Annotated in this window: 10 protein-coding genes; 4 read left to right on the top strand and 6 right to left on the bottom strand. The window is 73.7% G+C overall.

Translation table 11 applies throughout. The features are described from left to right. Nucleotides 1-152: 152 nt before the first annotated feature. Nucleotides 153-893: a COG4705 family protein gene (locus ACZ4EF_RS34975; protein ID WP_355335763.1), complete on the bottom strand. Its 741-nt coding sequence runs from the start codon at nt 891-893 to the stop codon at nt 153-155. A 375-nt stretch (nt 894-1,268) separates the two neighbouring features. After that, entirely contained in the window at nt 1,269-3,887 is a 2,619-nt protein-coding gene (locus ACZ4EF_RS34970; RefSeq protein WP_467508203.1) for a polysaccharide lyase family 8 super-sandwich domain-containing protein, read from the bottom strand. A 184-nt stretch (nt 3,888-4,071) separates the two neighbouring features. On the opposite strand from ACZ4EF_RS34970, the gene ACZ4EF_RS34965 reads away from it, so the two are divergent. Beyond that, a complete protein-coding gene (locus ACZ4EF_RS34965) occupies nt 4,072-4,530 on the top strand; it encodes a nucleoside deaminase (RefSeq protein ID WP_401307403.1) in 459 nt (152 codons plus the stop codon). Between the two features lie 99 nt (nt 4,531-4,629). Then, nucleotides 4,630-5,406, top strand: a complete 777-nt coding sequence (locus tag ACZ4EF_RS34960) for a GNAT family N-acetyltransferase (RefSeq protein WP_391162638.1) — start codon at nt 4,630-4,632, stop codon at nt 5,404-5,406. Here the strand turns inward: ACZ4EF_RS34960 and ACZ4EF_RS34955 are convergent. Then, nucleotides 5,380-6,564 carry a PP2C family protein-serine/threonine phosphatase gene (locus tag ACZ4EF_RS34955; protein ID WP_467508201.1) on the bottom strand — a complete coding sequence of 395 codons (1,185 nt, stop codon included), beginning with the start codon at nt 6,562-6,564 and terminating at the stop codon, nt 5,380-5,382. The two genes, ACZ4EF_RS34960 and ACZ4EF_RS34955, sit on opposite strands and share 27 nt — an antisense overlap. Nucleotides 6,565-6,779: 215 nt before the next feature. Continuing rightward, nucleotides 6,780-7,310 carry a GNAT family N-acetyltransferase gene (locus ACZ4EF_RS34950; protein WP_391047761.1) on the bottom strand — a complete coding sequence of 177 codons (531 nt, stop codon included), beginning with the start codon at nt 7,308-7,310 and terminating at the stop codon, nt 6,780-6,782. A 22-nt stretch (nt 7,311-7,332) separates the two neighbouring features. Between ACZ4EF_RS34950 and ACZ4EF_RS34945 the strand changes: the two genes are divergently transcribed. Beyond that, nucleotides 7,333-7,749 (top strand): cupin domain-containing protein, encoded by a 417-nt coding sequence (locus ACZ4EF_RS34945; RefSeq protein WP_467508198.1) that lies wholly within the window; start codon nt 7,333-7,335, stop codon nt 7,747-7,749. 125 nt (nt 7,750-7,874) lie between these two features. Further along, on the top strand, nt 7,875-8,570 hold the full coding sequence (locus tag ACZ4EF_RS34940; RefSeq protein WP_391048219.1) for a YqjF family protein: 696 nt from the start codon (nt 7,875-7,877) through the stop codon (nt 8,568-8,570). Between the two features lie 79 nt (nt 8,571-8,649). Here the strand turns inward: ACZ4EF_RS34940 and ACZ4EF_RS34935 are convergent, their stop codons facing one another. Together ACZ4EF_RS34935 and ACZ4EF_RS34930 are read right to left on the bottom strand one after the other, a co-directional pair. After that, on the bottom strand, nt 8,650-9,660 hold the full coding sequence (locus ACZ4EF_RS34935; protein ID WP_355334916.1) for an alpha/beta fold hydrolase: 1,011 nt from the start codon (nt 9,658-9,660) through the stop codon (nt 8,650-8,652). 200 nt (nt 9,661-9,860) lie between these two features. Beyond that, complete coding sequence (locus ACZ4EF_RS34930) at nt 9,861-12,065, bottom strand: alpha-galactosidase (RefSeq protein WP_467508196.1); 2,205 nt, start codon at nt 12,063-12,065, stop codon at nt 9,861-9,863. Between the last annotated feature and the right edge of the window lie 143 nt (nt 12,066-12,208).

Here is a 12,208-nt window from a genome sequence, read left to right as displayed (position 1 = left end):
CGCACACCGTGATCACCTCCGGCTGCGACCCCCCCCCCCCCCCCCCCCACCCCCCACCCCCCCCCCTCCCCCCCCCCCCCCCCCCCCCCCCCCCCCCCCCCCCGCCGCCGGATCCCGGCGGCGGCGCGCGCGACCGCGCGCCACGTCCGGTGCTACGCGCCCGCGTTCGCGGGCAGGTCGCGGTGACTGACCGCCAGGAAGCCCACCAGCGCGGCGATCAGGACGGTGAGCACCAGGCTGACCGGTCCCGTGCCCCAGCCGAGGCCGCCGCGGTGGAGGGGTACGCCCATCCAGTCGGCGAAGGACGCGCCGAGCGGGCGGGTGAGGATGTACGCCCACCAGAAGGCGGCCACCGCGTTGAGCCCGAGGAAGCGGCCCGCGAGCGCCGGTACGGCGATCAGGACGGCGAAGACGACGCCGGAGGAGAAGTAGCCCAGGTGCAGGCTGCCCGCGGTGAGGTCGCCGGCCGCGGTGCCGAGCGCGAAGGTGGTCAGGACGGTCGCCCAGTAGAACGCCTCGCGGCGCGGGGTGCGGACGCTGTGGATGGACAGCGTCCCCTCACTGGCGTACCAGGCGGTGAGCACGGCCGCGAGGATCAGCGAGAAGGCCACCGTGGAGACCGCGTACGGTACCCCGGCCACCACGTGCACGACGTCGGCGGCCATGGTGCCGAAGACGCTGACCATGACGATCGCCGACCAGTAGATCCACGGCGAGTAGCGCGGCGCGCGGAACTGGGCGACCAGCAGCGCCACCAGGCCGATCAGGCCGAGGCCGCCCGCGACGACCGGGCCGAGCGCGCGGGCCAGGAAGTCCGAGGTCGTCTCGCCCATGCCGGTGGTGAGCACTTTGGTCAGCCAGAACCAGGCGGTCACCTCCGGCACCTTGCTCAGGGCGCCGCCGGCCGCGAGGCCGCTCCGCCCCGTCCGCCGGTGCCGTACGGGACCGGCGCCCGCCGACTCGTACGGCACCGCTCCGACCGTCCGCGCACGCGCGGACCGCTGCTCCACAGGTTGTTCCACAGGACCGCAACTCTCCCGGCGCGCAGGCCGATTCCGCTCTCCGCACAGCACGGCCCCGAGCACGCGCCGACCAGGGCGGCGAGCCCCGACAGGCCGACGACTACACGACTGTAGACGAACGGCATGCGGGCGAATCGGACACGCGGGCGGTCCGCGCCGATCCTTTGCCGACCCCTTACCGGGACCCGCGACGGACAGCGCCCACGGCGGTCGCCGCGGTTCCCGGGGACCGGCCGGGCCAGGCGGTCAGCGCAGCGTGGCCGTGAAGCTGCGGCCGTACGCGTGCCGGGTGGTCACCTCGACGCGGGTGCCGCCGGGCACACGGGAGACGCGCACGCCGTCGTCGGCGGTGACCGCGCGCAGCGGACGGCCCCGGAGGACGAGCGTGATCCGGTCGCGCCGCGTGGTCGGGTCGGCGACGGCGAGGGAGACCACGCCGCGCCGGTCCTCGCGCAGCAGGACGGACGCGGGCCCTTCGACGGAGAGCCGCTCGGCGTGGTGCGAACCCGCGGTGAAGGTGTTGACGGCGAGCAGGCCCAGGTCGCGGTGGCGTATCGCCTGCGCCGCCGTGGAGTTGGCGACCACCGACAGCGGGCCGCGGGCGTACGACCGCAGACGCGCCTCGGTGGCGTGCGGGACCAGGGCGTACGCCACGGAGACCGGCCGCGCTCCGGCGGCCTGCTCGACGCGGACGGCGAAGACCTGCTTGGTCACGGTGGTGTCGGGGTTGGAGGTACGGACGACGCGGCGGCTGCGGGCGACGGTGTCCAGCGCGACGGTGGTGCGCGGTCCGGACCGCCCGTGTCCCCGGTCCGGTTGTCGCCGGTCCTCGAAGCCGTCGAGGAAGACGTACCCCACGGCCGTGCCCTGGCCCGCGTCGGCGTAGCGCAGCCAGGCCAGCGGCGCGGTGCCGGTGCCGGACCACGGGGCGCCGTCGCGCAGCCGCCCGGTGAGGGTGACCGGGTCCGCCGGGTCGGCGATCCGGGTGTCGAGCGTCGTGGTCACCGCGCGGCCCGCGCCGTCGCCGACTCCGGCGGCGAGGACCACGATCTCGTCGTCGAGCATGAACCAGGACTTCGTGGCGTCCGCGTTGCGGTAGACGACGAAGTCGTCCGGCAGGAGCCCGGCCCGCTCGGCGGCGTAGGCGGCGTCGTCGGACTGCACGAAGGCGGCCGTCCCGTACGCGCCGAGGGTGGCGCCGCCGGAGAGGGCGTTGGTGGCGCGCGGGAAGTAGACGTAGGTGTTCTGCGACTCGGAGGAGGCGGTGAAGCCCTGGTCCGGGTTGTCGTACCAGGCGGTGCCGTACAGCTCGGGCACGCTGCGCCGGGTCTCGACGGGGGCGGTGACGCCCGCGAGGCCGTAGGGCGACACGGCGGTGAGGTAGTCGATGCCGTAGGCGCGGGTCTGGTCCTGGCCGGTGAGATACAGGTAGTGGGCGCCGTCGCCCTGGAACCACGGCAGCAGATTCTCGCCGCTCATGTACTCGTACTTGCTGATCCTGGCCGAGCTGCGGGCCAGCGCGAAGGCGTAGCCGGGGCGGCGGTGGACGGTCCTGTCCATGGAGTTGAGGGCCGCGTGGTGCGCGGCCGGGACGAGGTCGCGCGCCGGGGCCGAGGTGTCGGCGAGGATGTCGGCGTAGCGGACGACGGTCGTCGGGGAGACGAAGGTGACCGGGTCGAGGGCGGCCCGCGAGGTCTGCCGTACGTAGCGGACGTAACCGGCCAGCGCCGCCGCGTCGTTCGCGGAGGCGTAGGCGGATATTCCGGTGACGGCCTCGACGACGGTGGCGATGTCCGCGTATCCGGTGGTGGTCCTGGAGATCGCGCGGCCCTTGACGATCTCGGTCATCCACCCCTCGAAGATCAGCGGCGCGAAGCCCTCGGCGATCCAGCCCTGCACGACGCCGATCAGGTCGTCGCCCTGCACATGGCTGGTGCCGTCCAGCATCCGGACCGTCTGCACGACGCGGCTCAGCAGCCCGGTGCCGTACGAGCCGGTGTAGGCGACGGAGGCGTGCTGGATGAAGGAGCCGTCCGCGTAGAAGCCGTCGGTGACGCCGTGCCGCAGACCGTACGGGTCGATCGTGGCGAAGACCGTCAACTGGTCGGCGACGGCCTTGGACGTGCGGGCGTCGTCGCCGAGGACCGCGCCTTGCAGGATGCGGTTGGTGGTGATGTCGGCGAGGTTGGCGCCGGTGTGGAAGCGCGAGTCGAGGTCGACGTCGCCGTCCTCGCCATTGCGCAGATAGGCGTCCATGGCGGCCACGAACGCGGCGGTGAGGTCGGGCCGGTAGGCGGCGAGGGCGTCCTGGAGGAGCAGCAGCGTCTTGGTGACGTGGGTGGAGATGCCGATCTCCCAGTTGAACCAGTTGCCGTAGTAGCCCTTCGCCTGGTCGCCGTAGTAGCCGTCGTAGAGGAAGGCCAGGCCGTCGATGACGCGCCGCTGCACGGCCACGTCGTCGCGCAGCCCGGAGCCCGGACCGCCGGGCGCGCCGGGTACGCGGGTCGCGAGCGCCGTCTCGTACAGGTACTGGAACGACGTCGTCAGGTTGGTGTCGCTGGTGCCGAGCGTCAGGCCGCCGAAGAGCTGATGCGCTCCTGCCGTGCCCAGCGCGGCCAGCCTGGCGCGGGCGGTCGCCTCGATCGCGGTGAGCTTCGCGGCGACCTCGGGGCGAACGTTGGACTCGGCGGTACCGGCGAAGACCGCCACCGTGTTGGCGACGAGCGCCGCCTGGTCCGCGCTCGCGCTGTGCGCGCCGCCCGCCGGGACCGGGCCGTCCGCGGCTCGCGCGCGCAAGGGTGCGACCAGGGCCGTCAGGCTCGCCGCCGGGACCGAGGAGAGCAGGACACGACGGGATATCGGCACGGCGGCGGCTCCAGGGAAACGGGGACGGAAAGCGCTTGCCGCATTGAAGCAACGCGGGCCACGCCTGTCACTACCCTTGCACGGCGTCCGCGCCGGGCCACGGGGGAAGGGACCGGTTCCGCGCCTCGGGCCGTCCGCCGCCGACGGCATTGCGGCGGCGCTCCCCCGCGGCCACAGTGGGCACATGACTGACGCGGCGGCCCCGGACCCGACAACGATGCTGGCCACGGCCCTGGAGGAGGCCCGCGCCGGGCTCGCCGAGGGCGGCATCCCGATCGGCGCGGCCCTCTTCGGCCAGGACGGGCACGTGCTGGGCCGCGGGCACAACCGCCGGGTGCAGGACGGCGACCCGTCGGCGCACGGCGAGACCTCGGCCTTCAGGGCCGCCGGACGGCTGCGCGGATACGGGCGCACGACGATGGTGACGACGCTGTCCCCGTGCTGGTACTGCTCGGGGCTGATCCGGCAGTTCGGCATCGGCCATGTGGTGATCGGCGAGGCGCGCACCTTCTCCGGCGGCCACGACTGGCTCGCGGAGCACGGCGTGCGGATCACGCTGCTGGACGACCCCGACTGCGTCGCGCTCATGCGGGACTTCATCGCGGCCCGGCCCGAGCTCTGGTACGAGGACATCGGGGAGTGACGGCCGACCGGTCGCGCCTCCCCGAGGCAGCGGTACGGCGCGCGGGCGGCGGGAAATGCGCTTGCGGCGCCGTGACCAGGTGTTCCTAGACTGGGCGGTATGCCCGCTGTCGAGGTCTCCGCCGTCGATCTGCACCGCATCGCGTCCTTCCGCGCCGCCTTCCAGCGGCGGCAGGCCCGGTGCGTCGTCGAGTTCCCCGGCGGCGCGGCGGTCCTCAACGGCGCGTACGCCGCCTCCCACGAGCACAATCAGATCGTCGTGGAGGGACCGGTGGCGGTGGACGAGCTGCCCGCGTTCGCCGACGCCGTACTCGCCCATCTGCCGCACCGCCGGATCTCGGTGCTGGACGACGAGTTCGGTGTGCTGTGCGCGCCGACGCTGCTCGCGGCCGGTTACGAGCACGAGACGGAACTGGTGATGCGGCACTCGGGTCCCGCGCCCGCGCCGGACCCGGCCGCCGAGACCGTCACGCCGCGGGCCCTGCGGTCCGCCGTGCTGCGCCAGACGCGGCAGTGGCTGCCGAAGGCCGACGACGAGGTGCTGCGCCAGCTCACCGACCGCCGCGCCGCCCGGCTGCGGGGCGCGGACCAGGTGCGTTTCCTGGCGGTCAGGGACGAGCAGGGGGCGGTCGGCGCGTGGACCGACCTCTACCTCGACCCGGCGGAGGGCATCGCGCAGATCGAGGAGGTCGTCACCGCGACCACGCATCAGCGGCGCGGCTACGCGGACGTCAATCTCGCCACCGCCGTGCACCTGGCGGCCGGGTGCCCGCTGCTGTTCCTGATCGCGGACGCGGACGACTGGCCGCGCACCTGGTACGCGCGGCGGGGCTTCACCCCGATCGGCCGCTCACACGTCTTCACCCGCGCCGCGTGAACCGGGTGAGCCGCCGCCTGAGCCGGACGAGCCGTCCGCGCTGCCCGAACCGCGCGAATCGTACGCCCCCGCGCGGGAGCGTACGAGCACGGCGGCGATGTCGTCGTCGAGCTGTCCGTCGCTGAAGCGCAGCAGCTCGGCGCGGAGCTGGTCGAGCAGTTCCCTGGGCTCCACGGGCGGTCTGCCGCTCACCCATCGGCGCAGCGAGAAGAACGCGCCCGTGTCGTCGCGGGTCTCGATGACGCCGTCGGTGTAGAGCAGCAGCCGGTCGCCGCGGACCAGCGGGACGGTGTCCATGCGGTAGTCGGATCCGATCAGCACGGCCATGTTCAGGGGCGGTGACGGGGCGCTCGGATCGAGGGACGTGGCCCGGTCGCCGCGCAGCAGCAGCGGCGGCGGGTGGCCGCAGTTGAGGAGGACGGCGTGGCCGCCGTCGGCCGGGATCTCGACGAACAGGGCGGTGGCGAAGCGCTCGGGCGCGTCGCCGCCGGGGATCGACGCGCTGTAGCGGACCACACTCCTGTCCAGCCTGCGCGCGACCGCCGCGAGGTCGGGTTCGTCGTGGGCGGCGTCGCGGAAGCTGTTGGCGATCGCCCCGGCCGCGCCCGCCGCGTTCAGCCCTTTGCCGCGGACGTCGCCGATGAGCAGGCGTACGCCGTGCGGGGTGTCGGCCGCCGCGTAGAAGTCGCCGCCGATCCGGGCCTCCGCGGCGGCGGCCACGTACAGCGTCTCGACGTCCACGTTCCCGACACGGGGCGGCACCGGCCGCAGGACGACCGCCTGTGCGGTGTCGGCCACCGATCTGACCTGGGTGAGGGTCTCCTCGCGGTGCAGCCGGCTGTGCGCCGCGTATCCGGCCGCGGCGGTGACCACGGCGATCGCCCCGGCCGTGAACAGCATGTTCGGGGAGTCGATGATGAACGAGTCGCCGACCACCACGGCGGTCGCCACTACGCCCAGCGCGACGGTCGGGCGCACCGGCCACATGGAGGCGGCGAGCGCGGGAGCGGCGGGCAGCAGGCGGCTGATCGCGAAGTCGGTCGGAGTGACCAGCGCCACCACAATGATCATCACGGTCAGCAGGAGCGGGGTCAGGAGGACGGGATCCCATCGGACGTCCGGCCACCAGGAGCGCCAGCGGGATCGGATCGTCTTCACACCGTCGAGCATAACGGGGCATATCGGACAATACGTCTTCCCGGCCAGGCGGGTCGGCCACTTCCTGCCGCGTACGCGAGGGCACGTGAACCGCGCCGCGCGGCCGTCCGCCGGTCTCCCCGGCTGACGGCTGACGGCTGACGGCTGACGGCTGACGGCTGACGGCTGACGGCTGACCGACCGTACGTCCATGAGCCGGACGCGGTGAGTCCGCCCTACGGGGTCCACTCGTCGGCGAGCAGCCCGAGCACCACCTCGTCGAGGAAGGAGCCGTACACCCAGGCCGCCCGGCGCAGCGTTCCCTCGACACGGAATCCGGCGCGCGTCGCCGCGGTGATCATCCCGGTGTTGTCGGCGAGGGTTTCGAGCTGGATCCGGTGCAGACCGCGCACGACGAAGCCGTAGTGGCACAGCGCGCGCACGACGTCGGTGCCGAGGCCACGACCGCGGTAGGCGGGGCGCAGACCGATCCCGAGGTGGGCGAGCCGGTTGTGGGTGTCGATTCCCCACATCGAGGCCGCGCCCGCCAGCTCCCGCGTCCGCGTCTCCACCACGGAGAAGACGACCACCTCCGGAGGAAGCCCGTTCACCGCGTACGGTGAGTCCGCCGTGCCCGGCGATATGGGGCGCCAAGGGCGGGAGTCGGAGCGGGACCTGCCCACCACGTCGTCCTGCAACTCGGCGTGGAGCACCGGGACATCGCTTTCGATCCTGGCCCTGAGCTGGATTTTCTCGCCTTCTATCACCCGGCATTGCTATACCGGCCGCATGCGTCGGTCAACCGAATTCGAGACCGGCGCCCGCACCCCCGTACCTGTGCTGAAAGAGGTCTCCCCCGTGAAGGACGAACACGAATTCCTCGCCGCCGCGGACATCCCGTGGACCCCGGCGGAGGGCTCGCCGGGCGTCAGCGAGCGCGTGCTGTCCGACGACCCGGCCGCCGACGGCGCGGAGCTGACCCGGCTCGCGCGCTGGGAGCCGGGGCTCGACACCTCAGCCGCCGGGGTGATCAGGCACGCCTACTACGAGGAGGTCTATCTCCTGGAGGGCGAGCTGGAGGATCTGACCCTGGGGAAGACCTTCGCCAGCGGCCACTTCGCCTCCCGCCCTCCCGGCATGCCGCACGGCCCGTACCGCACGGGCCCCGGCTGTCTGATGCTGGAGATCCGCTACCGCCCGAGCTGACCGGCCGTCCCCCGGAGCCGTGCGGGTGACGCGGCGGTGGCATGCTGGACGGCGTGTCCACCATCCCCGCCGACGCGGAGCCGATCGTGGCCGAGGCGCCGCCCGGCGCCGCGGCCGAGCCGCTGATGACGCAGTGGTGGCTGGACCTGGCATTCGTGCACTGGCCGGTGGAGCCTGGGCTGGTGGCGCCGCTGCTGCCGCCGGGCGTACGGCCCGACACCCTGCACGGCGTCACGTACGTGGGTCTGGTCGCCTTCCGCATGCACCGGGTCGGCTGGTTCCGGCTGCCCGGTGTGCCGTACCTGGGCACCTTCCCCGAGACGAATGTGCGGCTGTACTCGGTGGACGAGCGGGGGCGGCGCGGTGTGGTGTTCCGGTCGCTGGACGCGTCCCGGCTGATACCGGTCGTCGTGGGCCGGGGCGTCTTCCGGCTGCCCTATCTGTGGTCGCGGATGTCGGTGCGCCGGGACGCCGACACCATCACGTACACCAGTTCCCGCCGCTGGCCGGGGCCGCGCGGCGCGCGGGCCTCGCTGAGCGTACGGATCGGTGAGCCGGTGGCGGAGCCCACGGAACTCGAACACTTCCTCACCGCCCGCTGGGGCATGCACAACGCCTTCTTCGGGCGGCCGGTGTATCTGCCCAACGCCCATCCGCGCTGGCCGCTGCACCGCGCCGAGCTGCTGTCCCTGGACGAGGACGTGGTGACGGCCGCCGGTCTGGCCCGGCCGCTGGGGGACCCGGTCAGCGTGCTGTACTCCCCCGGCGTCCCGGTCCGCTTCGGCCTGCCGAACAAGCCCGCGGGCATCCCGACCCCGTAGCGCGGGTCCCCTGCCCTTGCGGACTCCCGTCACCGCCGGTCATCATCGCCGGGCTTTACAGTCGCTCATACCGCCGGTCTTACGGTCGGCCGCGCCAGGCCACGGCCGGTTCCCGGAGCGTGCCGGCCGCGGCCGACTCGGGGGCGCTGCAGTACGGCAGGTCGTCCAGCGGGTGGCCGGCGCAGAAGCGGGTGACGAGGTCGGCGAAGTCCGCGATCCGCTCGACCGGCGCGAGGTGGTCGGTCTCGTCGATGGTCAGGAAGGTGGCCGCGCGCAGCACCGCGGCGACCTCGCGGCCCATCTCCGGGGTGCACAGCGTGTCGTACTCGCCGGTGACGACCAGGCTGGGCACCGCGGGTACGGGCTCCGGCCGGTACCACTCGTGCCGCATCAGCCGCTTGTTGTGCTCGGCGGACTTCCGCAACTGCTCGGCGTCCTGGCCGATCAGACCGCCGTACACCAGGCGGGCGACGGCCGCGTGCTTGCGTACCCGGCCGGTGCCGGGCGGGGACATGAAGCGGTCGGTGAGCTCGCGGGCGATCCGGTCGGTCTCGCCGCGGTCGATCATGCCGTCCCAGCGTTCCATGGCCGCCGCGTAGTCCGGCGGGATCCGGGTCGTCATGCCGACGAAGAACAGCCGCTCGACCCGCGCCGGGTAGTGCTGGGCGAAGCGCAGGCCGACGGCGCCGCCGAAGCAGGCCGCGACGAGGTTGACGGCGGGCACGACCAGTTCGTCCAGCAGATGCCGGACGACGGCGGCCAGGAAGTCGATGCCGTAGAACGCCGGGAGGAAGTCGGCGGTGCCGTAGCCCGGCAGGTCGACGGTGATCACGTCGGCCGCGGTGCCGATCCGCTGCTCGTGCCGCATCCACGAGTGCCGGTCCTGGGAGGAGCCGCCGAGGATCAGCAGGGGGGCGTCGACCGGCCGTTCGTGGTGCCTGATCCGGCAGGTGTACCGGAAGCCCTCGTACTCCAGATGCCACTCACTGATCCGGGCGAATGGCCGCGCCGTGGCGCCGTCGCTCTGGGCGGGCACCGGGCCGGGCAGGCAGGCGGTCGGCTCCTCGCGGGCGGCGGTGGCGAAGGACAAGGGGACTCCAGGGTTCGATGGCGGGCATCGACTCCTGCCTAACAGGACGAACCGCCTCCGTGCGGGTCCGTGACCCGTTCGAGGGCGGTTCGCCGTGCCGCCTGCGCCGGTGGATTCGACATTCGTACACCTGGGGTACGAATGCCTCCCCCAATGGGCTCCCCCGGTCCGTACGCCCGTCGGCCGGCCGGTCCGCCGGGTCAGGGTGCCGTGCGCACCTCGATGAGCATCGCGTGCTCCGGGTCGAGCGTGGGCATGGGGATTCCCGCCGTGGCCAGGACGGCGCCGGGCAGCGGCAGCCAGCCCTCGAGGGCGCGGGCCAGCCACGGCGGTGCGGTCGTCTGGTGGAAGGAGGGCAGGCCGATCTCGGTGCGGACGCGGACCTGGTAGGCGGTGGCGGGGTCGAGGCCCGGCAGCCGGACGCGGCCCGACTGGCCCTCGGGCGAGGTGGCGATCCTGGCCCACGCGTACAGCGCGGCCGAGCCGTCGGCGGCGACGACGCCGTGCAGCAGGACGGCGCCGCCCGCGAGGTCGGCGCGGACCACCCGTCCCGAGTGCAGCAGCGGGCGCTGCTCGCGGTAGAGCGCGGACCAGTGGGTGAGCCGGGCCAGCTCCTCGGGGGTGCAGCGGCTGAGGTCCTGCTCGATGCCCGCGTGGCCGAACAGGGCGGTGGCCATCCGGAAGGTGTCGGTGCCGGGACGGCTCGTGGTGTGGCTGGGCGTGGGGCCGACGTGCGCGCCGAAGAGTTCCGGCGGCAGCAGCTGGCCGGTCCAGCGCTGGATGGTCTGCCGTTCCACCGGGTCGTTGCAGTCCGAGGCCCACACCCGGTCGGTACGGGCGAGGATGCCGAGGTCGATCCGGCCGCCGCCGCTGGCGCAGCTCTCGATCTCCAGGCCCGGGTGGCGGGCCTTGAGCGCGTCGATCAGCCGGTACAGCGCGAGGACCTGGGCGCGGCTGCCGGGCCGGTCGACGCCGCCGGGGCCGCGCTCGACCGCCTCGTGCAGCTCGCGGTTGTGGTCCCACTTCAGGTAGCCGATCCCGTACCGGCCGACGAGGGTGTCGAGCGAGGTGAGCAGGTACTGCCAGGCGTCCTCGTTGGCGAGGTCGAGCGTGTACTGGTGCCGGGAGCTGGGTCCGAGGCCCGCCGAGGGGCCGAGGATCCAGCCCGGGTGCTCGCGGGCGAGGTCGGAGTCGAGGTTGACCATCTCCGGCTCGACCCACAGGCCGAATTCCATGCCGAGGGAGCGGACGTGGTCGGCCAGCGGGGTCAGGCCGTCGGGCCAGACGGTCGCGTCCACCGTCCAGTCGCCGAGGCCCGCGGTGTCGTCGCGGCGGCCCTTGAACCAGCCGTCGTCCAGGACGAAGCGCTCGACGCCGACCTCGGCGGCCCGGTCGACCAGCCGCAGCAGCCGGTCCAGGTCGTGGTCGAAGTAGACCGCCTCCCAGCTGTTGAGGATCAGCGGGCGCGGGGTGGCCGGGTGGGTGGGGCGGGCGCGCAGCAGGGTGTGGAAGCGGTCGGCGAGCCCGTCCAGGCCCGCGTCGGACCAGGCGAACCAGCAGACCGGGGAGGTGTACGACTCCCCCGGTGCCAGCCGTACCTCGCCCGCGCGCAGCAGTTCGCCGCCGCCGAGCACCACGGCGTGGTCGCTGCCCGCGCCTTCCGGCAGCCGCTCGACGAGATACCGCTGGTCGCCGCTCCAGCCGACGTGCAGGCCCCACACCTCGCCGTCCCGGAAGCCGAAGCCGGGCACGCCGACGGTCAGCAGGTACGGCGAGTCGACGCCGGGCTTGCCGCGCCGGACCTCGCGGACGTACGAGCCGTAGTGCAGCGGGCGGCGCTGCGGGGAGCGTTCCCTGCTCCACTTGCCGGTGAAGTCCAGTACCTCACCGGCGCGTTCGGGCAGCGGCAGCAGCAGGCCGAGCGCGGACAGGTCGTACGGCGCCGGGTCCGTGTTGGAGCCCGCCGCCTGCCCCGCGGTCAGCTCGGCGTGCACCCCGAGCACGCCCGACGGCTCCAGGCGGTAGGTGACGGTGACGGCCAGGTCGCTGACCTCGTCCCGCAGGCGGATCACCAACTCGCCGCCGCCGGGCACTTCGCGCTGCTCGGCGCCGGTCAGGGACGGCCGCGGGGTGGTCGCGGTGCCCGCCCGGTGGCCCTGCTGGGCGGGGCTGCCGGACCAGCCGTCGGCCTCGGTGGGCCAGACGGTGAACCGGCGCGGGACGTCGAGGGAGTTGTTGAGCACCGCGCCCTCGGCGGTCAGGCTCAGCGCGGCGAGGTCGGCGTCCGAGAGATCGCCGAGGTCGGCCCCCCAGTGCAGGACTCTGGGCACCGGCTCGCCGAGCTCCACGACGAGGGCGGCGCCTGCCGCGCGCAGGGTGACGATCCGCGCGGGGATGGTGGTCATGAATGAGTCCTTTCCGCAGGTCCGGTGACCATCATCGTCATCGGGCACCAGGGCGCCGCCGGTGGGGGGGGGGGGGGGGGGGGGGGGGGGGGGGGGGGGGGGGCGGGGGGGGAGGGGGGGGGGGGGGGGGAGGGTGGGGAGGG

This window comes from Streptomyces sp. NPDC025721 (genome assembly GCF_055558595.1).
The sequence above is the reverse complement of the archived record's forward strand: the minus strand, read 5'-3'. Positions and strand labels throughout refer to the sequence as shown.

Bases quoted from the DNA above. Each gene is read 5' to 3' on its own strand.
- ACZ4EF_RS34965 (WP_401307403.1), top strand. From the start codon at position 4,072: ATGACTGACGCGGCGGCCCCGGACCCGACAACGATGCTGGCCACGGCC.
- ACZ4EF_RS34960 (WP_391162638.1), top strand. From the start codon at position 4,630: ATGCCCGCTGTCGAGGTCTCCGCCGTCGATCTGCACCGCATCGCGTCC.
- ACZ4EF_RS34945 (WP_467508198.1), top strand. From the start codon at position 7,333: ATGCGTCGGTCAACCGAATTCGAGACCGGCGCCCGCACCCCCGTACCT.
- ACZ4EF_RS34940 (WP_391048219.1), top strand. From the start codon at position 7,875: ATGACGCAGTGGTGGCTGGACCTGGCATTCGTGCACTGGCCGGTGGAG.
- ACZ4EF_RS34930 (WP_467508196.1), bottom strand. From the start codon at position 12,065: ATGACCACCATCCCCGCGCGGATCGTCACCCTGCGCGCGGCAGGCGCC.